Source organism: Streptomyces sp. NPDC004065 (genome assembly GCF_044903565.1).
Lineage (GTDB): Bacteria > Actinomycetota > Actinomycetes > Streptomycetales > Streptomycetaceae > Streptomyces.
This window is the reverse complement of record NZ_JBJDQT010000002.1, coordinates 196,791-217,966: the sequence shown is the minus strand read 5'-3', so window position 1 is coordinate 217,966 and position 21,176 is coordinate 196,791. Positions and strand designations below refer to the sequence as shown.

Below are 21,176 nucleotides of genomic sequence, written 5' to 3'. Positions count from 1 at the left end.
CCGCGCGGGCGGCCCGCTCCGGCCGGTCGGCCGAAGCGGACCTGGCCGCGCTGGCCGCCCCGGCCTCCGGCCGACTCGGCCGGCCGTCGCGCCGGCGGGGTACCTCGGCTGGTCGGCCGCTCCGGCCGACCGGGCCGAAGCGGCCCTGGCCGTCCCGGTCGTACCGGCGATTCGCCGTGCCCGGGGCAGCCCCGCCGACCGGCCGTTGTGGTCGGCGGGCACCCCGGCCCCGATCAGCCATCGTCGGCGGGCCGTCCCGGCCTCGACGGCCGGCCGCGCAGCCCGTGGGCCGCCCGGCCGTCCGCCGCGTCACTGGGGCACCCCGCCGATGCTCCGCCGTGGTCGGCGGGCCGTTCCGGCCTGGGCGGCCGACGCGGGCCCCGGCCGCCGCGGCCGTCCGCGCAACCCCGCCGGCCACCCCGGCCCGCCTCACCGGGCCATGCTCAGGGACAGCGCGAAGCGGCGCGCGCTGTCGGTCCACCACCGGGTCAGGTGCAGTCCGGCGGCGGCGAGTTCGCGTTCCACCCCCTCCCGGCGGAACTTCGCCGACACCTCCGTGCGCAGTTCCTCGCCCGCCGCGAAGTCGACGGCGAGGTCGAGGGCGGGCACCTTCACGGTCTGGGCGACACGGGAGCGCAGCCGCATCTCGATCCACTCCTGGGCGGCGTCCCACAGCGCCACGTGGTCGAAGGCCGCCGGGTCGAAGTCGGCGCCGAGCTCGCGGTTGACCACGTTCAGCACGTTCTTGTTGAACGCGGCCGTCACGCCGGCCGCGTCGTCGTACGCCCGGACCAGGACCTCCTCGTCCTTGACCAGGTCGGTGCCGAGCAGCAGGGCGTCCCCGGGGGACAGCAGCGCGCGCACCCCGGCGAGGAATTCGGCCCGCTGGGCGGGCAGCAGGTTGCCGATCGTGCCGCCGAGGAACGCCAGCAGCCGCGGGCCGGGCGCCTCGGGCAGCGTCAGCGGGGCCGTGAAGTCGGCGATCAGGGCGTGCACGCGCAGCTGAGGCCGCTCGGCGACGAGCGCCTGGCCGGCCTGGGTCAGCGCGCTGTCGCTGACGTCGACGGGCACGTACGTGTCCAGTTCCGTCAGCGCGCCGATCAGGTACCGGGTCTTCTCCGAGGAGCCGGAGCCCAGTTCGACGAGCGTGCGCGCGGGCAGGGCGGCGGCGATGTCCGCGGCCCGGCCGGCGAGGATCTCCCGCTCGGCGCGCGTCGGATAGTACTCGGGCAGTTCGGTGATCCGCTCGAACAGCTCGCTGCCGTGCGCGTCGTAGAACCACTTCGGCGGCAGCGACTTGGGGTCGGCGGTCAGGCCCTCCTGGACGTCGGCGCGCAGCGCGGCCGCCATGGCGTCCTCGGGCAGGGTGCGGGTGATGCGGAACGGACTCACGTACGGGGCTCCTCGGACGGTACGGATGCCAGGTCCTCGGTGAGGTCCTTGAGCGGGGTGAGCAGGACGTCGGTGCGGCTCGCCGCGAGCAGCGTGCGCTCGGGCACCTGCTTCCAGTGCGGGTCGTCGTCGTAGGGCTCGGAGGCGACGACCGTGCGGCCGCCGGGCCCGGTCAGGTACCACAGGCTGTCGCCCCAGGCCGTCGCGACGATCGTCTCCCCGTCGGTGAGCAGCAGGTTCAGCCGGGAGCCGGGCGCGGCGGCGGCGACCTCCACCACGGTGTCGCCGACCGCCTGTCCGGGCTCGTCGCCCGCCCGCAGCCGGGCCAGCACCAGCGCCCACACGAGCGCGGAGTCGTTGCGGGCCTCCAGCGACAGCAGGTCGCGCGGGGGCAGGCGGCGGGACATCCCCGCGAGCGAGTCCGGCCAGCCGGTCACGGCGCCGTTGTGGCTGAACAGCCACCGGCCCGCGGCGTACGGGGCCGCCGCGGCCTCGGCGTCCGCGCCCGCCAGGGTCGCGTCCCGCACCGCGGCCAGCAGCGCCCTGGTGCGCACCACCCGGGACAGGTCGGCGAAGGACAGGTCGGCCCAGATGGGCCCGGCCCGGCGGTAGCGGGCCGGGACGGGGTCGTCCTCGGCGTACCAGCCGACGCCGAAGCCGTCCGCGTTGACCGTGCCGTTGCGCTGGCGCCGGGGCGCCCACGCCTGGCGGTACAGGGCGTGCGCCGGCTCCACGAGGAGCCGGCCGAGCGGCTCCGGCGGCCCGAGGTAGGCGAGGTGACGGCACATCAGACGTCCTCCGAGCCGGCCGTGCGGGCCGTGCGGAACCCGGAGAAGATCTGCCGCCGGACCGGGTAGTCCCAATTGCGGAAGGTGCCCCGGCAGGCCACCGGGTCCACGGCGAAGGAACCGCCGCGCAGCACCTTGTACTCCGGTCCGAAGAAGACCTCCGAGTACTCCTTGTACGGGAACGCGGTGAACCCCGGGTAGGGAAGGAAGTCGCTCGCCGTCCACTCCCACACGTCACCGATCAACTGCCGTACGCCGAGCGGCGACTCGCCCGCCGGATAGCTGCCCGCCGGGGCCGGCCGCAGATGCCGCTGGCCGAGGTTGGCGTGGTCCGGACCCGGGTCGGCGTCGCCCCACGGGTAGCGCATCGTGCGGTCGCCCGCCGGGTCGTGGCGGGCCGCCTTCTCCCACTCGGCCTCGGTGGGCAGCCGCCGCCCGGCCCAGCGGGCGTAGGCGTCGGCCTCGTACCAGCACACGTGCAGCACCGGCTCCTCGGGCGGTACGGCCTCCACGGCGCCGAAGTGGCGCCGCAGCCACTGCCCGCCGTCGCGCCGCCAGAACAGCGGCCCGGTGATCTCGTGGCGCCGGATGTGCGCCCAGCCCTCCGGCGCCCACCAGCGCGGGTCGTCGTAGCCGCCGTCCTCGATGAACGCCTGGTAGGCGCCGTTGGTCACCGGGGTGGTGTCGATCCAGAACGGCGCCACCTCGCGTCGGTGCGCGGGCCGTTCGTTGTCCAGCGCCCAGGGCTCGCTGGAGGTGCCCATGGTGAACGGGCCGCCGGGCACGAGGACTTCCGGCGGCCCGGTGAACAGGGGCGCCGGATCGGGGTCGGGCGCGGTCAGGGCCCGTGGTCCCCGCCGCAGCTGATGGGTGATCAGCATCGTCTCGTCGTGCTGCTGTTCGTGCTGCGCGATCATGCCGAAGGCGAAGCCCGCCTCGGTCAGCCGGGATCCGTGGAAGGCGGTGGACTCCAGCACGTCCATCGCCCGGCCCCGCACCTCCGCGGCGTACGCCCGGGCCTCCTGCGGGGGCAGCAGCGGCAGCGAGGGCCGTTCGGCGCGCGGATGCTCGAAGGCGTCGTAGAGGCCGTCGATCTCGGGGCGCATCGCCTCACGCCCCGCGACGGCCCGCAGCAGCCACTGCTCCTCCTGGTTGCCGATGTGCGCGAGGTCCCACACCAGCGGGGACATCAGCGGCGAGTGCTGGGCGGTGAGGTCCCGGTCCTCCACGCAGGTGGTGAGCAGCGTGGTGCGGTCGCGCGCCGTGGTCAGCGTGGCCAGCACCCGCTCACGGAGCGTCTCGGGGTCGGCCGCGGCCGCGGCCGCGGACCCGGCGCCGGAGGCGGTGGCGGGCTCGGTGCCGGACACGGTCGTGGACACGGGCTCGGTGTCGGGTGCGGGGCCGGTCATGAGCGGATGTCCTTCCCGTCGACGGTGGATGTTCCCCCGGCCGTATGGAGCCGGGAGGGGGCGGGGCCGGAGCGGCTCAGCCGGTCGAGCAGGTCGTCCGCGGGACAGCGGCCCCTGCGGACGTAGCGGTCCTCGAACGCCGCGACGGCGTCCGTCACCTCGGTGGTGGCCCCGAGCCGGGGCAGGGCCTCCAGCGCGGCCCGGAAGCAGCCGGCGGCGGCCTCCCGCAGCTCGCTGTCGGCGAGCGCCGACCGGGCCGCCTCCACCCACAGCGCGTTGTGCGGCGCGGGCCGCGGCCCGGCCCGCTCGGCGAGCGGCTTGACCGCCCGGTACGCGGTCTCGGCCGCCGCCGGGTCGTCGAAGAGCGCCGCCGTCACCGCCAGCGGCACGATCCACCCGTCGTCGCCGGGCTGCGCGTCGATCATGCGCAGCTCCAGGTGCCCCCGCGGCCTGACCGGCGGGAACAACGTGGTCAGGTGGTAGTCGAGGTCGTCCTCGGTGGGGGGCCTCGGCAGCCGGGTGCGCGCCCAGTCCCGGAAGGTCAGCCGCTCGGGCACCTCCCAGGGCCCGTCCTCGCGCCGTACGCACATCACCGGCGCGTCCAGCACGTGCCGGGCCCATGCCGCACGCGGGTCGCCGTCGAGCGGGGGAGCGCCCGCCCGGCCCGGGCCGATCCGCGTCCACATCTGCTGCCGGGTGGACATCCAGCCGGTGGGCCGCCCCGCGAGCAGCGGGGAGTTGGCGAAGGCGGCTACCAGGACCGCGCCCAGCCGGTGCGCGAGCCACCAGCGCCGTCCGTGGCCGAGCGGCCCCGGCTCCTCGTGCCCGGCGTCCAGGCACACCTGGACGGAGGCCGAGGCGCACATCATGTGGCGGCCGGCCGGACCGTCGCGGTCCAGGCAGGCCTCCAGGGCGTCGTAGCGCCGCTCGCGCAGGAACCTGCGGGGGGTGTGCCAGGGGTCGTGGCCCAGGCCCACGAGGGCCAGGCCCTGTCCGGCCAGTACGCCGCGGACGGCGCCGAGGTCGGCGGAGACGGTACCGATGCACTCCATCAGGGAGGCGGCGGGCGGCGAGCTCAGCTCCAGCTGGCCGCCGGGCTCGACGGTGAGCGCCGACCTCAGGGGCACGGTCCGTACGGCGGCGTACGCCGCCTCGAGACGTTCGGGTGTGACGGGGAGCCGCGGGGTGCTCAGCTCGTGGACGAGCCATTCGACTTCGACGCCGACGGCCCGGGGTGGTCCGGTCTTGAAACAGATGCCACTGACCAAGGCCTCCACCTCGGCCTCGGTGACGGCCGTACGGGGCTCGTGCCGTTCCGTACAGCCACTTTCCGCATCGGACATGTCGGGATCCTCCTGAGATTCCACCATGTCGTCGGCCCGTGAACCGGTGGGCCCGGGCCGGCGGCATACCGTCCCACCCAAGACCCTCCGGTCGATCCGCACAAGGGTGCAGATCGTGACAATTCTGCCCCGTCGTTCTCGCTTCCGCGATGTCGGCCGTGGGGCGGCCCCGGCTCGCCCCCAGGTCGCCGACGGCTTCACGGACCGGGAAACCCCGTTGCGGCGGGGCTGGGGAATCGCCCACGATGCGTGCATGAAAGGCACGGGGGAGCCGGCGTGGGCCGCGCTCATGGCGTCCACGGGGGTGGCGCCATGAGCGCGCGCCTGCGCGGTATCGCACAGCAGACGGAGCAGATCGTGATGGCCGGCGCCTACCGCGCCGCCGACGGACGCGAGGTGCCGGTCGCGGCGGCCGTCGAGGCCGCCCGGGCGGGCACCCGCATGTACGGGCCGGACCCGGTGCCGGTGTCGCCGGCCCCGGCCGCCGGCCCGGCCGGGACGCTGCTCGAGGTGACCGGCGAGAGCAGCCTGGCGGCGGCCCGCCGGCTCACCGGCCCGGTGGCCGTGCTGAACTTCGCCTCGGCGCGCAACCCGGGGGGCGGCTACCTCAACGGCGCCCAGGCCCAGGAGGAGGCGCTGTGCCGCGCCTCCGCGCTGTACACCTGCCTGCTGAGGGCCCGCCCGTTCTACGACCACCACCGGGCCCACCGCGACCCCTTCTACTCGGACCGGGTCGTCCACTCGCCGGGTGTGCCCGTCTTCCGCGACGACACCGGACGGCTCCTGGACGAGCCGTACACCGTCGGCTTCCTGACCGCGGCCGCGCCGAACGCCGGGGTCGTCCGGCGCGACGCGCCCGAACGGGCCGCCGAACTGCCCGGCGCGCTGGCGGTGCGCGCCGAGCGGGTGCTGGAGACGGCCGCCGCCCACGGCTACCGGCAGCTGGTGCTCGGGGCGTGGGGCTGCGGGGTGTTCCGCAACGACCCGGTCCAGGTGGCGACCGCCTTCCGTACGCTGCTGGCCCCCGGCGGGCGGTTCGCCGCCGCCTTCGACCACGTGGTGTTCGGAGTACTGGACCGCACACCGGGAGCCGTGGTCCGCGAGACCTTCGCGCGGACGTTCGGGACGCTGACGCGACCGCGGGCGTAGCCATAGCCCCTGCGCTCACCGCCCCTGCCGGCCTCCCGTTGCCGCCTGCCGCCCCGCGGGTCCCCGCCGTCGCCGCCTGCCGCGCCCGCGGCCCGGGCCCGTCTCCCGCCGCGCGGCAGGGAGACCGGGACCCGGGCCGCGGGCGGCGGCACTCACGTCGAGCCGTGCCGCTGCCAGGTCCAGCCGTACCGCTCGCGCAGCCGGTGCACCACGGAGTTGAAGCGCATCCGGTCCAGCGCGCACGCCTCGCGCCGCATGCCCTCCTCGTGCAGCCGCAGCACCCGGTCGACGTTCACCCACGAGTCACGGCCCGACCGGTCCCAGGGGCCCTTGCCGATCGGCACCCACTCGCGGTCCCCGTCGTGCGCCTTGCTGGACAGTTGCACGGCCAGGAACGTCCGGGCGGGCTCCCGGGCCACCACCAGCACCGGACGGTCCTTGCCCCGCCCGTCGTTCTCCTCGTAGGGCACCCAGGTCCAGACGATCTCCCCGGGGTCGGGATCGCCGTCGTGGGCGGGCGAGTACTCGGTGCGCACCCGGCCGACCTCGCGCGGGTCGGCCTCGGTGGTCGCGGTGGGGCCGTAACGGCCGGGAACGTCCTCGTCGATGTACGCAGTCACGGCCGCACTCTAGAACGCCCGAGCGCGCGTACATTATTACAATCATCATTCGTAAAAATTTGGCGCTGGTGAAAGGGGGTGAGCGGACGTGGACGTGGCCTCCCCACGGGAGGGCCCTCGCCGTCGCGAGGTGCTGGACGTGCTGCGGACCGCCGCCGGACCGCTGGGCGTCGCGGAGACCGCCGAGCGGATCGGAGTCCACCCGAACACCGTGCGGTTCCATCTGGACGCTCTCGTCGCCGAGGGCCGGGTCGAACGCCGCCTGGAGAAATCCCCGGGGCCCGGCCGCCCCCGGACCGTGTACGCGCCGCGCCCGGGCATGGACCGCGGGGGCGGCCGCGGCTACCGGCTGCTGGCGCGGATCCTGCTCGGCGGGCTGGCGTCCCGGGGCGCCGGTGGGCGGGAAGAGGCCACCGAGGCGGGCCGGGCGTGGGGCAGGGCGCTGACCGGCCCGCCGCCCGGCCGGCGGCCGACGGCCGAGCGGTCGGCCGGCCGGCTGGTGGCGCTGCTGGACGAACTGGGCTTCGCCCCGGCCCCGGAGGGCGGCGGCGCGGGCCGGCCGCCGGAACGGATCCGGCTGCGCCACTGCCCGTTCCTGGAACTGGCCGAGGAATACGGCCAGTTGGTCTGCCCGCTCCATCTGGGCCTGATGCAGGGCGCGCTGGCGGAACTGCGGGCCCCGCTGACCGCGAACGCCCTGGAGCCCTTCGCCGAACCGGACGCCTGCATGGCCCACTTGACCCGCACGACCACTCCCCGCGAGAAAGGGACCCGTAGATGAACGCCACCTCCGCCGACACGGCCGGCGCTCTCACCTTCGTCTGGCTCGGCATGGTGCTGGCGATCAGCTTCCTGGAGGCGCCGCTGAAGTTCCGCGCGCCGGGCGTGACGATCCCCATCGGCCTGGGCATCGGCCGCCTCGTCTTCCGCGCACTGAACCTGGTGGAATCGGTCCTCGCCGTCGCGCTGATCGTCGCGGTCGCCGTCGGCGACGCCCCGGCCCGCGTCACGGCCCTGACCGCGACCGCGGCGGCCGTCCTCCTGATCCAGCTCGCGGCGGTCCGCCCCCGCCTCAACCGCCGCTCGGACCGAGTCCTGGCAGGCGAGGACCTGCCCCGCTCACGCGGCCATCTGGCCTACGTGGCACTGGAGATCCTCAAAACGGCCGCCCTGATCGCCCTGGGCATCTGCCTCCTGACGACCTGACCGCCCGCCGCGACCCGCACCCGAACCCCGACCGCGCGGGGGTGCGGGGGGCGTGGCCCCCGTGGGGGTCTGGGGCGGTGCCCCAGGGGCGGTGACTTTTCTGTCCGGCGAGTTGGGCGGGTTGGTTGGGGGGAAGGGGGGTGCGGGGGGCGCAGCCCCCTGCCGGGGTCCCGGGGCGGAGCCCCGGGGGACGGGACCCCTCACCCCACCGAGTCGGGCGGGAGGGTGGGCGAAAAGGGGCCCCGGGCGCCCGCCCCGGCCTACACCGCCGGGGAGTCGCTCACCGCCGTCCGCGGCGGCCGCCGCTCGTACCACCGCAGTCGCCCCTCCAACTGCGCGGCCAGCGACACCAGCAGCGGTTCGCTGCCGGCCGGCCCCAGCAGCTGCGCCCCGGCCGGCAGACCCCCCGCGATGAAACCGGCCGGAACGTTCACCCCGGGCCAGCCCAGCACGTTCCACGGCCAGGCGTAGGGGCACGCGGCGATGATCGCCCGGTCCGTCGCCCAGCCGCCGAGCTCCCGCATGGCCCCGATCCGCAGCGGGGCGGTCGCGGTCGTGGGCGCGAGGATCACGTCGTAGGACTCGAAGAACCGGCCGACGCGCCGGTGCAGCAGCGCCTCGGCCCGCCGTGCCGCCCGCAGCGGCGGCCCGCCGAGCAGCCGGCCCAGCCGGGCGGCGCCGCGGGTGCGCGGGTCGAGCAGCGCGGGGTCGGGCACCTCGTCCGCCCACTCGGCGATGCCGGCGGTGGCCCGTGGCACGAACGTCAGCCCGATCTGCCCGTACGGCGGGTCCGCCTCCTCCACGACGTGCCCCAACGCGGCGAGTTCCGCGGCGAGTTCGACGACCCGGGCACGCACCTCGGGATCGAGGCGGACGCGCACGGCGGTGAACGGCGGCTTGAGCGAGAGCGCGATGCGCAGCCGGCCGGGCTCGCGGTCCACGGCGGCGAGCACGTCGACGGCGGGCGGCTGGTGGGGGTCGTCCGGGTGGTTGCCGGTCGCGGCGGCCAGCAGCAACGCCGCGTCGCCGACCGTCCGGGCCAGGGTGCCGTTGACCGTGATGCCCTGGAAGGACTCGCCGCGCGGCCAGGTGGAGATCCGGCCGCGCTGCGGCTTGATGCCCACCAGGTGGGTCCAGGCGGCCGGGATGCGCACCGAACCGGCCCCGTCCGAGCCCAGCGCGGCCGGTACGAGCCCGGCGGCCACCGCGGCGGCCGAGCCGCCGGAGGACCCGCCCGGGGTACGGCCGGTGTCCCACGGGTTGCGCGTCTCGCCGAAGGCCGGCCCCTCCGTGAACGGCCACTGCCCCAGCTCGCAGGTGTTGGTCTTGCCCACGATCACGGCCCCCGCGGCACGCAGCCGCCGTACCGCCTCGCCGTCCTCGGCCACCGCCGGGAACCGTCCCCGGCAGCCGAAGGCCGTCGGCTCACCCGCGACGTCCATGTCGTCCTTGACCGCCACGGGCACCCCGAGCAGCGGCAGCCGGGTCCCGCCGGCCAGTTTCCGGTCCGCGGCGTCGGCCTCGGCGAGCGCGGCCTCGGCGCGTACGACGCGGAAGGCGTTCAGGGTCGTACGGCTCTCCTGGATGCGGGCGAGGGTCTCCTCGACCAGCGTGCGGGACGACACCTCTCCCTCGGCCAGGGCGCGGGCGGTCTCGGCCAGGCCTGCGGCGGGGACGAGCGTCATACGGGACACCTCCGGGGGCGCGTTGTCTACCGAACGGTAACCTCCGTGCGGCCCAAGGGGAACGACGCCCGCGCATCCTCCCGTCGGCGCGAGCCCCTTCCGGCGGCGGACTGTCTAAAATGTTCGGTGTGCGGTGATCTGTGCGAGCGACCGCGGCACCTGTCACCGACGGGGGCACCTGTGACCGACGGGGGCACCTGCGACCGACGGGGGTGTGCGATGGACCCGTCCACGGACGACATCAACCAGTACAGCGGCCGGCCCTCCGGCCTGACCGGTACGGAGATCGCGGGCTACCGGGTGGAACGCGAGCTCGGCCGCGGCGGGATGGCCGTCGTCTACTGCGCCCGGGACCTGCGCCTGGACCGTACGGTCGCGCTCAAACTGCTGGCCCCCGGGCTCGCCCGCAACGACACCTTCCGCCGCCGCTTCACCCACGAGTCACGGGTGGCCGCGGCCATCGAGCACCCGCACATCGTGCCCGTCTTCGAGGCGGGGGAGACCCAGGGCATCCTCTACATCGCCATGCGGTACGTCGCCGGGCTGGACCTGCGCGCCCTGCTCGACCGGGACGGACCGCTGCCGGTGGCGGCCGCGCTGCGGATCACCGGCCAGCTCGCCTCCGCGCTGGACGCGGCCCATGAGCACGACCTGGTGCACCGGGACGTCAAGCCCGGCAACGTGCTGGTCGCCAAGGGCGTGGACAGCGAACACCCCGAGCACGTGTACCTCACCGACTTCGGACTGACCAAGAAGTCGCTGTCGCTGACCGGTTTCACCACGGTCGGGGAGTTCGTGGGCACGCTGGACTACGTGGCTCCGGAGCAGATCTCCGGGCGCCCGGTCGACGGCCGCTGCGACCTGTACAGCCTGGCCTGCGTCGTCTTCGAGATGCTCACCGGAGCGCCGCCTTTCCAGCGCGACGAGGACATCGCCCTGCTGTGGGCGCACCAGTACGACGAGCCTCCCCCGCTGACCGGCAAACGGCCGGACATCGCGCCGGCCGCCGACGCGGTGCTGGCCAGGGCGCTGGCGAAGGTGCCGGAGGACCGCTACGACTCCTGCCTGGACTTCGTCGCGGCCCTGCGCCGCGCCACGAGCCGCGCGGCGGCACCCGCCCAACCGGCACCCGCGGGCGCGGCCGACGGCGATCCGGCGGGCGTCGCCCGGACGGGCGTCGCCCGGACGGGCGGCGGGCCGGTGGGCAATGGCGCACCGGGCGACGGCGCACCGGGCGACGGCGCGCCGGGTGGCGGAGGGCCGCCGGGCGGCCCGACGGGTGACGGCGCGGCCGCGCACGAACCGGTGCCGGTCCCCGTGTCGTCGGCGGGCGTCGGCCCCGCCGACGGCGGCGCGGCGGGCAGTGGTGTGCCGGGCGACGGACAGGCGCCCGGGCGCCCGCCGACGCGGGTGGACGCCCTCGCCGCCCCGGCGGCGGGCGGGTCCGGCCACGGTGCGCCGCCGGATCCCCCCTCCTGGGCCCTGCCGGTGTTCCGGACCCCGCCGGCCGGCCGCCCGGGCCGGTGAACCCGGACCGGTGACCGGGGCCGGCGGACTGGTGCTGGTGGACCGGGGCCGGCGGACTGAGGCTGGTGGAGCGGGGCCGGTGGCTTCAGGTTGGCTTCAGGAGGGGCCGCCCGTCACAGTCCGCCCATCCCGGCCAGGGACTGTTCGGCCCAGACGGTCTTGCCGATGCGGTCGTGGCGGGTGCCCCAGCGCTGCGCCAGCTGCGCGACCAGGAGCAGTCCGCGTCCGCCCTCGTCGAAGGTCCGGGCGCGCCGCATGTGCGGGGTCGTGCTGCTGGAGTCGAAGACCTCGCAGATCAGGGTGGCGCCCTGGTGGATCATGCGCAGCTGGATGGGGGGACGGCCGTAGCGGATGGCGTTGGTGACCAGTTCGCTGACCATCAGCTCGGTCACGAAGGCGGCGTCCTCCAGCCCCCAGGCGACGAGCTGGTCGTCGGCGTGCTGCCGGGCCTCGGAGACCACGGCGGTGTCGAAGTCCAGGTCCCAGGTGGCGACCCGGTCGGCGTGCAGGGCGCGGGTGCGGGCGACGAGCAGGGCCACGTCGTCGTCGGGGCGGTGGGTCAGCAGGGCGGTGAGCACCCTGTCGCACACCGCGTCCAGGGTGCCGGCGGGCCTGGCCAGCGCGGCGAACATCTTGTCCAGGGCCTCGTCGATGTCGTGATCGCGGGCCTCCAGCAGCCCGTCGGTGTAGAGGGCGAGGACGCTGCCCTCGGGCAGTTCGGTCTCCACGGCCTCGAAGGGCAGCCCGCCCAGGCCGAGCGGGGGGCCGGGCGGGACGTCCAGGAAGCGCACCGCGCCGTCGGGGGTGACCACGGCGGGCGGGGGGTGGCCGGCCCGCGCGAGGGTGCAGCGGCGCGTGACGGGGTCGTAGACGGCGTACAGGCAGGTGGTGCCGATGCCGCCGGCGGTCTCGGCGGCCGGGTCCGTGGCGCTGCCCTCCTCCACGGACAGATGCAGCACCAGGTCGTCCAGATGGGTGAGCAGCTCGTCGGCGGGCAGGTCCACGTCGGCCAGGGTGCGCACGGCGGTGCGGACCCGGCCCATGGTGGCGGAGGCACGGATGCCGTGCCCGACGACGTCGCCCACGACGAGCGCCACCCGGGCCCCGGACAGCGGGATCACGTCGAACCAGTCACCGCCCACGCCCGCCTGGCTGCCGGCCGGGAGATAGCGGGAGGCGATGTCCAGCGCGGTCTGGTGGGGCAGGGTCTGCGGCAGCAGACTGCGCTGCAGGGCCATGGTCGTGGTGCGGGCCCTGGTGTGCCGGCGCGCGTTGTGGATGCTGATGGCCGCCCTGGCCGCGATCTCCTCGGCCACCAGCACGTCCTCCGGGCCGAACGGCTCGCGGTGCTGCGACCGTCCGAAGAGCACCACTCCGAGCATGCTGCCGTGGGCCTGCAACGGCACCGCCATCAGCGAGTGGACCCCGTGGGCGCGCAGCAGCGCGGCCCCCGGGTCGTGGGCCAGCCACCGGCCGAAGGCCGGCTCGGCCGCCGAGTACCGCACCGGGCGTCCCGTGGCCAGGCACAGGACCGGCGGCGAGGCCGCCGCGTAGGCGGTCGTGCCGCCCACGGTATCCGCCGGACCGGCGCCGACCCGGCCGGCACCGGTCGCGCGGGCACCCGCAGAACCGGGATACGTCGAGCCACCACCCGCCGGGCCGGGGCCCGCCGGACCGCCACCCGCCGGACCGTGGCCCGCCGGACCGCCACCCGCCGGACCGTGGCCCGCCGGACCGTGGCCCGCCGGACCGGGACCGGCCCCCGGAGTCCGCGCCTCCGGTTCTGCCCCTGCCCCCGCCGCGGGCTCCGCCGACCGGAGCGCGGCACGGCGCAGTACGACCGTTTCCGTCGCCGCGACGGGTGCCGCCTCATCGGCCGACCGGGGGAAGTCGAGCAGCTCGACCGCTGTCAGATCGGCGAGCAGGGGGACCGTGACATCGCCGAGTTCCTGCACGGTCCGCCCCAGGTCGAGGCTGGCTCCGATGCCCGCGGCACTGTCCTTCAGCCGCAGCACCCGCTCCCGCTCCCGTTCCCGCGCGGCGTCCGGCGCCGTGACGTCCAGGCCGGCCGTGTCGGCCGTGTCGGCCGTGTCGGCCGTGTCGGCCGTGTCGGACGCCGCGGTCGTCCGGACGCCCGGCAGTCCGTGCGAGGCCGTCATGCACACGGCCCGCACCCGGCCGTCCGGACCGTACAGCGGGGTGAGCAAGACGGGGGCGGGGGCCGCGGCTGTCCCGGTGCGGGGGTCCGTGCGGCCCAGGGCGACCTCGGCGCACTGGGGCTCGCCGGTCTCCAGCGCCGCCCGCAGCGCGCGGTGGGCCGTGTCACCGCCGGCGCCCGGAACGACGTCCACGGGCCGCAGCCCGCGCAGCTCGCCCTCGGTGCGCGCGAGGGCCCGTTCCATCGCGGCGTTGGCGCGCACCACCCGCAGATCGGCGTCGAAGATCGCCTGCGGGCACGGGGACTGCTGGAACGCCCACTCCTCCAGCCCGGCGGCCGTGGCGGTGCCGGACTGCGGGAAGGGGGTCCCCGGCTGCGCCGGGCGTTCGCCGGGAGAGGTGGGAAGTCGCTCCATCGCCGCTCATCTCGCCGTTGCTCGTGGGTCGTCCCGCTGCCCCGCGTGGACCTGTACGGCCAGGGCCTACTGACAAGCATCTTCCGGAGGGCCGGGGAGCACCAACGCAGGGCGGCCGCGCAGGCCACGGGGACGCACCGGGACGTGGGCCGTCTCCCGTGCGGCGCGGCGGGCGGACCACCGTCCCCGGCGGGCCGGGGGAGACGGTCGTAAGCGCCGTACGCCCGCCTTGCGCCCGCCGCCCGTCCGCTCCGTGCCGCCGCCCGTACCCGCCGCCCGTGCGCCCCGTACCCCCGCCCGCCCCGGACGTGGCCCGGTCATGCCCGCCCGGGGTCGGCACCCGGGACGCGCCCGGGGCCCGGACCCGGGGGGCCGAGGTCCGGACCGCCGGGGGCCGTTCCCCGGAGTCCGGTCCACCGGGGTCCGGACCCGGGGGCCTGGGGTCCGGTCCGCCGGGGACCGTTCGCCGGGGTCCGGTCCGTCGGGGTCCGGTCCGTCGGGGTCCGGGTGCCGGCGTCTCACTGCGCGTCTCACCCCGCCAGAAGTCTGCGCAGCCAGTCCAGGCGGGCCTCGCGCGCCGCCCGGGACAGCGCCGCCTGCGGCGCGAGGCCGTCGAAGCCGTGGTAGCCGCCCGGCCACACGTGCAGCTCGGCGACGCCCCCCGCCTGCCAGATGCGGGAGGCGTACGCGACGACCTCGTCGCGGAAGGTCTCCGCGGAGCCGACGTCGAGGAAGGCCGGGGGGAGGCCGGAGAGGTCCCGGGCACGCGCCGGGGCGGCGTATGGGGACACGTCCGGGCCGCCGCGCCGGTCGCCGAGGAGCGCCGACCACGCCGTCTCGTTCGCCGTGCGGTCCCAGGCGCCGAGACCCGCCATCTGGTGGGCGGACGGCGTGTCGTTGCGGTCGTCGAGCATCGGGCACATCAGCATCTGGCCCACCGGCCGCGGGCCCCCGCGGTCGCGCAGCAGCAGCGCCAGCGCGGCGGTCAGGCCACCGCCGGCGCTGGTGCCGGCGACGACGATCCGCCCGGGGTCGCCACCCAGCTCCCCGGCGTGCTCCGCCGTCCACAGCAGACCCGCGTACACGTCCTCGACGGGCGCCGGATGCGGATGCTCGGGGGCCAGCCGGTACTCCACCGACACCACCACCGCGTCCAGGTCCTGCGCCCAGGCCAGCATCGTCTCCACGCCGAGCCGGTTGTTCCCGGCGATCATCCCGCCGCCGTGCACGTGGTAGAGGACCGGCCGCGCCGCGCCGGCCCGGGAGTTCCTCGGGCGGCAGATCAGCAGGGAGACCCCAGGCCCGCCCTCGGGCCCCGGTACGGTCCGGTCCTCCGCGTCGAAGGCGCCTCCCAGGGTCACGTCCAGCGCGGCGAGCAGGTCCATGGCCGGACCGTGCCGGGCCGTCTCGATGTCCTCGGGTGCGAGGCCGGGCCGCAGCACGTCCTTGACCGGTTCCAGGGCGGCGGCGAGCTCGGGGTCGAACGGGGGCGGGGCCTGCGTCATCGCGTCTCCTCCGGCGGGTTGCGGCAGCCGTACGGCCGTTCGTACGGCCACGCTGCGAGTACCCACCGGCGAAACGACCGGCGGAACGGCCGGCGGAACGGCGCCCAGACGCCCGCCAAAACGCCCGCCGGATCGCCCGCCGGATCGCCCGCCGGATCGACCGGCGAAACGACCGGCGGAACGACCCCGGGGCCGGAGCCTCCAGGAGACTCCGGCCCCGGGTACGGGCGGGCGGCCGGTCAGGCGGCCACGGCCTCGTCGGCGTGGCCGCGCAGACGGGACACCACCTCGGTGAGCTGGGCGGCGACCTCGGCGTCGTCGACCGGGTGGGTCTCGGCGAAGCGGGTCACCGAGCCCGGGATGGACAGCTTGATCTCCTCGATCACCTTGCCGCCGGCGATGCCCACGGCCTTGCGGGCCTCGTCCTGCGCCCAGACGCCGCCGTACTGGCCGTAGGCGGTGCCCACCACGGCGACGGGCTTGCCGCCGAAGGCGCCGGCGCCGAACGGGCGGGACAGCCAGTCGATGGCGTTCTTCAGCACGGCCGGGATGGTGCCGTTGTACTCGGGGGAGAAGAGCAGGAAGGCGTCGGCGGCCTGCGCGGCGGCACGCAGCCGGGCGGCGGCGGCCGGCACGCTGCCCTCGACGTCGAGGTCCTCGTTGTAGAACGGGATCTCGGCCAGGCCCTCGTACAGCTCGACCTCGGCGCCCTCGGGGGCGAGCTTCACCGCCGCCTCGGCGAGCTGGCGGTTGTGCGAACCGGCGCGAAGGCTGCCGACGAGCGCGAGGATGCGAACAGACATGGGGACTCCAAGTGGGGGTGAAACACTGCGGGAACGATCCGGACCGAGGTCCGCTTAAATTTTGTACCAGGCTAACCGGACCGCGGTCCAGTTTTGTTCCCCATGCTTTACGCTGTCTTCATGTCCAGCGCCCGGCCGCCCGCCGAACAGCCTCAAGAGCCTCAAGAGCCCTTCGACAAGCAGGTGTTGCTCGAGATCGGCACGGGGACCCCCGAGGGCCCGTGCCTGCGCGCCGACGCGGCGCGCAACCGGGCGCGGCTGCTGGACGCCGCCGCGCGCCTGGTGGCGGAGCACGGCGCGGCGGGCGTCACCATGGAGGCGGTGGCCGCCGCCGCCCAGGTCGGCAAGGGCACGGTGTTCCGCCGCTTCGGTGACCGCACCGGACTGCTGAGGGCGCTGCTGGACCACTCGGAGAAGAAGTTCCAGGCCTCCTTCCTCAGCGGACCGCCCCCGCTCGGACCCGGCGCCCCGCCGGTGGAACGGCTGCGGGCCTTCGGCTGCGCCGCCCTGCGCCGGGCCGCCGACGACCTGGAACTGCAACTGGCGGCCGAGCCCTGCGCCGACCGGCGCTACGTCGTCCCGCCCCGCCAGGTCCGCTACCGCCACGTGGTGCTGCTGCTGCGGCAGGTGCTGCCGGACACGGACGTCGAACTCCTCGCCGAGGGGCTGATGGGGTACCTCGAACCCGCCCTGATCCATCACCTGACCCGGCAGCGCGGCATGCCCATGGAGCGGCTCCAGGCCGGCTGGGACGACCTGGTCATACGGGTGACCCGCACCGACGTCGGCACCGACGGCGACACCTGAGAGGCCGCCCGGAGCGCCGGCGGCCCGTCGTGCGCGCTCCCGCCCCGCCCCGCCCCGCCCCGGCCGCCCTCCGCGGCTTCTGCCAGGATGCGGTACGTCATGGTGGAGATCCCCGAACCCCCCGCGCCCTTGGCACCCGCACCCGCATCCACACCCGCCCGCGCGCCGCGCTCGGCCTCCGGCCCCGTGCCGACCAGCGCCGACGTGGCCCGCCTGGCCGGCGTCTCGCGCGCGACCGTCTCCTACGTCCTGAACGACAGCCGCACCGTACGGATCAGCGAGGCCACCCGCCGCCGCGTCCGCGAGGCCGCCGAGGAACTCGGCTACGTCCCGCACGCGGCCGCCCGCAGCCTGCGCGCCGGACACAGCCGCCTGGTCCTCATGCCCGCCCCGTCCGTCCCCGTCGGCCCGCTGTACAGCCGGTTCATCGACGAGCTCCAGCGGGCGCTCGGCCGGCTCGACTACACCGTCGTGCAGCACGCCACCGTCGGTGCGCGCGGCGACGAGGCCGCCCGGGCGTGGGCCGAGCTGCGGCCCGTCGCCGTCCTGGTGCCCGGCTCCGGGCCGGGCCCCGAAGGCGTCGCCGTGCTCAAACGCGCCGGCGCGCGCGCCGTGGTGACCCTCGGCCCCGAGGCCGTCGAAGGGGCCCACGCCCTGATCATGGACCACGAGAGCGTCGGCCACCGGGCGGGCGCCCACCTCCACGCCCGGGGCCGGCGCCGCGTCGGCGTGGTGATGCCCCAGGAGCGCGGCCTCGACGTGTTCTCCCGGCCGCGCCTGGAGGGCGTACGGCGGGCCCTGCGCGGCACCGGCGCCACCGTCACCGAACTGCCGCTCGGCTACGACGAGCAGTCGGCGGCCCGCCTCGCCGCCCGCTGGCGCGGCCTCGGCCTCGACGCGGTGTTCGCGTACAACGACGAGTACGCGATGCTGCTGATGCGCGCCCTGATGGACGAGGGCGTGCGCATCCCCGGGGAGACGGCCGTGATCGGCGCCGACGACCTGATGCTGGGGCGGCTGCTGCGGCCGAGGCTGAGCACCGTGCGCCTCGAACTGCCCTCCGGCCGCGGTCTGGCCGCGCTCGTCGACCGCGCCGTACGCGACCCCGGCGCCCCGCCCGAGCGGCACGCCGTGCTGGGCGCGACGGTGGTCCGGCGGGAGTCGAGCTGAGCGGCGTGACGAAGGCGTGAGGAAGGCGCGATGAGAACGGGCCCCTTTCCGGTCGGTGCCGATCGGAAAGGGGCCCGTGCGTGCCGCGGTGTGCCGCCTCGGGAGGTGACCGTGGGCTACTGGCCGCCCCCGTTCCGCTCCGCCTGCTCCTGCTGGTCGGCGACCGCCTTGCGGACCTCGTCCATGTCGAGCCGGCGGGCCTGGCCGATCACGTCGGCGAGCGCGGCCTCGGGCAGCGCGCCCGGCTGGGCGAACACGGCGACCTGGTCGCGCACGATCATCAGGGTCGGAATGGACTGGATGCCGAAGGCCGCGGCCAGCTCCGGCTGCGCCTCGGTGTCCACCTTGCCGAACACCAGGTCGGGGTTGTCCTCGGCCGCCTTCTCGTACACCGGGGCGAACTGACGGCACGGCCCGCACCAGGACGCCCAGAAGTCGATGAGAACGAACTCGTTCTCGGTGACCATCTGGTCGAAGTTCTCCTTGGTCAGCTCCACGGTGCTGCTGCTCATGGCGTGATCCCTCTTCCTGGTGTGGGGCGAAGCCGTCGGCACAACACTGCCCGGCCCCGTGGGTATTCCGCGCGCGTACCCGTGTGGTCACGGCGCACACCACCCACCAGACTGACCCCATGACGGAAACGGAAACCATCGCGTACGACGTCGTGGTGCTCGGCGCGGGACCCGTGGGGGAGAACGTGGCCGGCCGCACCCGCGCGGCGGGCCTGTCCACCGCGGTCGTGGAGAGCGAGCTGGTCGGCGGCGAGTGCTCGTACTGGGCCTGCATGCCCAGCAAGGCCCTGCTGCGGCCGGTGATCGCCCGCGCCGACGCCCGCCGTCTGCCGGGACTGAGCCAGGCCGTGCGGGGGCCGCTGGACGCCGCCGCGGTCCTCGCCCGCCGGGACGAGTACACCTCCCACTGGCACGACGACGGCCAGGCCGGCTGGCTCGACGGCATCGGCGCCGACCTGTACCGCGGACACGGGCGCCTGGCCGGCCCGCGCACGGTCACCGTGACCGGCGCGGACGGCGCCGTCACGACGCTGACCGCGCGCCACGCCGTCGCCGTCTGCACCGGCACCCGCGCCCGGCTGCCCGGCCTCCCCGGCCTCGACGGCGTCAGGCCGTGGACCAGCCGCGAGGCCACCAGCGCCAAGGAGGTGCCGGAGCGGCTGATCGTGGTCGGCGGCGGTGTGGTCGCCACCGAGATGGCCACCGTCTTCCAGGCCCTCGGCTCCCGGGTGACCGTGCTGGTGCGGGGCAAGGGACTGCTGTCGCGGATGGAGCCGTTCGCCGGCGAGCTGGTCGCCGAGGCGCTGACCGAGGCGGGCGCCGACATCCGGACCGCGACCTCGCCGGCGTCCGTCACCCGCGAGAACGGCACCGTGGTCGCCGTCACCGCGGCCGGCGACCGCCTCGAGGCCGACGAGATCCTCTTCGCCACCGGCCGCGCCCCGCGCACCGACGACATCGGCCTGGAGACCGTGGGCCTCGAACCGGGGTCCTGGCTCACCGTCGACGACACCCTCCGGGTCGTGGGCAGCGAGTGGCTGTACGCGTGCGGCGACGTCAACCACCGGGCGCTGCTCACCCACCAGGGCAAGTACCAGGCGCGGATCGCGGGCGACGTCATCGCCGCTCGGGCCGCGGGCGCCCCCGAGCCGGAGACCGGCCCGTGGGGCGCGCACGCGGCCACCGCCGACCACCACGCGGTGCCCCAGGTCGTCTTCACCGACCCGGAGGCCGCGGCGGTGGGGCTGTCGCTGGCGGAGGCCGAGCAGGCGGGACACCGGGTCCGCGCGGTCGACGTGGAGTTCTCTTCGGTCGCCGGGGCGGGGCTGTACGCCGAGGGCTACCGGGGGCGGGCCCGTATGGTCGTCGATCTCGACGAGGAGATTCTGCGCGGGGTGACCTTCGTGGGGCCGGGCGTCGGCGAGCTGATCCACTCGGCTTCCGTGGCCGTCGCCGGGCAGGTCCGGCTCGACCGGCTGTGGCACGCGGTGCCCTCTTATCCGACGCTGAGTGAGGTGTGGTTGCGGTTGCTGGAGGCATACCGCGGGTGAGGGGGGTTGCAGCAGGGGGCTGGGCCCCCTGCATCCCCCTTTTTTTGCCCACCCGCCCGCCCGACTCGGTGGGGTGAGGGGTCACCGTCCCTGGGGCTCCGCCCCAGACCCCGGGCGGGGGCTGCGCCCCCTGCACCCCCCTTTGCCCCATCCGGCCCGCCCGACTCGGTGGGGTGGGAGGTTGCCGTCACGGGGCTGCGCCCCGGACCCCATGCGGGGCTTCGCCCCTGCACCCCCGCGGGGCTTCGCCCCTGCACCCCCGCGGGGCTGCGCCCCTGCACCCCCGCGGGGCTGCGCCCCTGCACCCCCGCGGGGCTGCGCCCCTGCACCCCATGCGGGGCTTTGCCCCTGCACCCCCGCGGGGCTGCGCCCCTGCACCCCATGCGGGGCTTCGCCCCTGCACCCCCGGCGCTGCGCCCCGGACCCCACGCGGGGCTCGGCCTCTTCCGTGCCCGGTGGGGGCTACGGCAAGTCGAAGCCCAGGGCCCGCGCCGCCGTTTCGGGGGTCGGCTGGGTCCAGTGCCTCAGCATTGCCTCGCTGGAGGACAGTGAGCGCGGTTCGGCGCGGTCCAGGTAGAGGATGCCGTCGAGGTGGTCGGTCTCGTGCTGCACGATCCGGGCCGGCCAGCCGGTGAAGATTTCGTCGACCGCGTTTCCCCGCTCGTCCCACGCTCGCAGGCGCACCTCGGCGTGGCGGGCGACCACCGCCTGCCAGCCGGGCACGCTCAGGCAGCCCTCGAAGAACGCGGCGCGGGCCGGGCCGGCCGGCTCGTAGGACGGATTGACGAGCACCCGGAACGGCTGCGGCACCCGCCCGCGCGCCCGCCGCACCTCCTCCGGGACGGGGGCCGGATCCTCGATCACCGCGATCCGCACAGGCACGCCGACCTGGGGTGCGGCCAGGCCCACGCCCGGCGCCGCGCGCATGGTGACGCGCAGTGCCTCGACGAAGCGGGCCAGCAGGACGGGCTCCAACTGGCCGTCGAACGGCTCGATGCCGCCGCGCAGGACCGGTTCGCCGGCCGCGACGATGGGCAACGGGCCTCCCTCGGAGAGGAGTTGCTCGACCTGCTCGGCAAGGGGCGTACGCGCACTCGGAGAAGCCATCGCGCCAGCATGTCACGGCCCCGGGCGGGG

General features: G+C 75.9%; 17 protein-coding genes and 1 pseudogene. 7 read left to right on the top strand and 11 right to left on the bottom strand.

Translation table 11 applies throughout. The features are described 5' to 3' along the window. Window positions 1-429: 429 nt before the first annotated feature. The 4 genes from egtD to egtA are packed head-to-tail and all read right to left on the bottom strand — an operon-like array spanning window position 430 to window position 4,932. Window positions 430-1,392, bottom strand: coding sequence for an L-histidine N(alpha)-methyltransferase (gene egtD, locus ACI2LW_RS04895; protein ID WP_404729709.1), 963 nt, complete (start codon window positions 1,390-1,392; stop codon window positions 430-432). After that, entirely contained in the window at window positions 1,389-2,180 is a 792-nt protein-coding gene (gene egtC, locus ACI2LW_RS04890) for an ergothioneine biosynthesis protein EgtC (protein WP_404729708.1), read from the bottom strand. The genes egtD and egtC overlap by 4 nt, the downstream gene beginning before the upstream one ends. Beyond that, entirely contained in the window at window positions 2,180-3,589 is a 1,410-nt protein-coding gene (egtB, locus tag ACI2LW_RS04885; RefSeq protein ID WP_404729707.1) for an ergothioneine biosynthesis protein EgtB, read from the bottom strand. The genes egtC and egtB overlap by 1 nt, the downstream gene beginning before the upstream one ends. Then, on the bottom strand, window positions 3,586-4,932 hold the full coding sequence (egtA, locus tag ACI2LW_RS04880; protein ID WP_404729706.1) for an ergothioneine biosynthesis glutamate--cysteine ligase EgtA: 1,347 nt from the start codon (window positions 4,930-4,932) through the stop codon (window positions 3,586-3,588). Before egtA ends, egtB begins: the two co-directional genes overlap by 4 nt. 312 nt (window positions 4,933-5,244) lie before the next feature. Here egtA and ACI2LW_RS04875 point away from each other — a divergent pair, with 312 nt between their 5' ends. Next, entirely contained in the window at window positions 5,245-6,081 is an 837-nt protein-coding gene (locus ACI2LW_RS04875) for a TIGR02452 family protein (protein ID WP_404729705.1), read from the top strand. A 152-nt stretch (window positions 6,082-6,233) separates the two neighbouring features. Here the strand turns inward: ACI2LW_RS04875 and ACI2LW_RS04870 are convergent, their stop codons facing one another. Further along, window positions 6,234-6,701 carry a type II toxin-antitoxin system PemK/MazF family toxin gene (locus ACI2LW_RS04870; protein ID WP_404729704.1) on the bottom strand — a complete coding sequence of 156 codons (468 nt, stop codon included), beginning with the start codon at window positions 6,699-6,701 and terminating at the stop codon, window positions 6,234-6,236. Window positions 6,702-6,795: 94 nt separating this feature from the next. Between ACI2LW_RS04870 and ACI2LW_RS04865 the strand changes: the two genes are divergently transcribed. Next, on the top strand, window positions 6,796-7,482 hold the full coding sequence (locus ACI2LW_RS04865; RefSeq protein WP_404729957.1) for a helix-turn-helix transcriptional regulator: 687 nt from the start codon (window positions 6,796-6,798) through the stop codon (window positions 7,480-7,482). Then, window positions 7,479-7,907, top strand: coding sequence for a hypothetical protein (locus ACI2LW_RS04860; protein ID WP_404729703.1), 429 nt, complete (start codon window positions 7,479-7,481; stop codon window positions 7,905-7,907). The genes ACI2LW_RS04865 and ACI2LW_RS04860 overlap by 4 nt, the downstream gene beginning before the upstream one ends. 260 nt (window positions 7,908-8,167) lie before the next feature. Here the strand turns inward: ACI2LW_RS04860 and ACI2LW_RS04855 are convergent, their stop codons facing one another. Then, window positions 8,168-9,592: an amidase gene (locus ACI2LW_RS04855; protein WP_404729702.1), complete on the bottom strand. Its 1,425-nt coding sequence runs from the start codon at window positions 9,590-9,592 to the stop codon at window positions 8,168-8,170. Between the two features lie 219 nt (window positions 9,593-9,811). On the opposite strand from ACI2LW_RS04855, the pseudogene ACI2LW_RS04850 reads away from it, so the two are divergent. Beyond that, window positions 9,812-10,762: pseudogene (locus ACI2LW_RS04850) on the top strand (serine/threonine-protein kinase); the annotation flags it as partial. Between the two features lie 470 nt (window positions 10,763-11,232). Here ACI2LW_RS04850 and ACI2LW_RS04845 read toward each other — a convergent pair. The 3 genes from ACI2LW_RS04845 to ACI2LW_RS04835 form a co-directional block, all read right to left on the bottom strand. After that, a complete protein-coding gene (locus ACI2LW_RS04845; RefSeq protein ID WP_404729701.1) occupies window positions 11,233-13,692 on the bottom strand; it encodes a SpoIIE family protein phosphatase in 2,460 nt (819 codons plus the stop codon). 530 nt (window positions 13,693-14,222) lie between these two features. Next, the gene (locus ACI2LW_RS04840) at window positions 14,223-15,197 is read right to left on the bottom strand and encodes an alpha/beta hydrolase (protein WP_404729700.1); all 975 of its coding nucleotides are present in this window, start codon (window positions 15,195-15,197) and stop codon (window positions 14,223-14,225) included. Between the two features lie 239 nt (window positions 15,198-15,436). Beyond that, a complete protein-coding gene (locus ACI2LW_RS04835; RefSeq protein ID WP_404729699.1) occupies window positions 15,437-16,000 on the bottom strand; it encodes an NADPH-dependent FMN reductase in 564 nt (187 codons plus the stop codon). A gap of 120 nt (window positions 16,001-16,120) precedes the next feature. Here ACI2LW_RS04835 and ACI2LW_RS04830 point away from each other — a divergent pair, with 120 nt between their 5' ends. Both ACI2LW_RS04830 and ACI2LW_RS04825 read left to right on the top strand, forming a co-directional pair. Further along, window positions 16,121-16,807, top strand: a complete 687-nt coding sequence (locus ACI2LW_RS04830; RefSeq protein ID WP_404729698.1) for a TetR/AcrR family transcriptional regulator — start codon at window positions 16,121-16,123, stop codon at window positions 16,805-16,807. Between the two features lie 99 nt (window positions 16,808-16,906). Beyond that, window positions 16,907-17,977 (top strand): LacI family DNA-binding transcriptional regulator, encoded by a 1,071-nt coding sequence (locus tag ACI2LW_RS04825; RefSeq protein ID WP_404729697.1) that lies wholly within the window; start codon window positions 16,907-16,909, stop codon window positions 17,975-17,977. 116 nt (window positions 17,978-18,093) lie between these two features. Here ACI2LW_RS04825 and trxA read toward each other — a convergent pair whose 3' ends face one another. Then, a complete protein-coding gene (gene trxA, locus ACI2LW_RS04820; RefSeq protein ID WP_404729696.1) occupies window positions 18,094-18,489 on the bottom strand; it encodes a thioredoxin in 396 nt (131 codons plus the stop codon). A gap of 119 nt (window positions 18,490-18,608) precedes the next feature. On the opposite strand from trxA, the gene ACI2LW_RS04815 reads away from it, so the two are divergent. Then, the gene (locus tag ACI2LW_RS04815) at window positions 18,609-20,039 is read left to right on the top strand and encodes a dihydrolipoyl dehydrogenase family protein (RefSeq protein WP_404729695.1); all 1,431 of its coding nucleotides are present in this window, start codon (window positions 18,609-18,611) and stop codon (window positions 20,037-20,039) included. Between the two features lie 462 nt (window positions 20,040-20,501). Here ACI2LW_RS04815 and ACI2LW_RS04810 read toward each other — a convergent pair whose 3' ends face one another. Next, the gene (locus ACI2LW_RS04810) at window positions 20,502-21,146 is read right to left on the bottom strand and encodes a peptide deformylase (RefSeq protein WP_404729694.1); all 645 of its coding nucleotides are present in this window, start codon (window positions 21,144-21,146) and stop codon (window positions 20,502-20,504) included. Window positions 21,147-21,176: the final 30 nt, after the last annotated feature.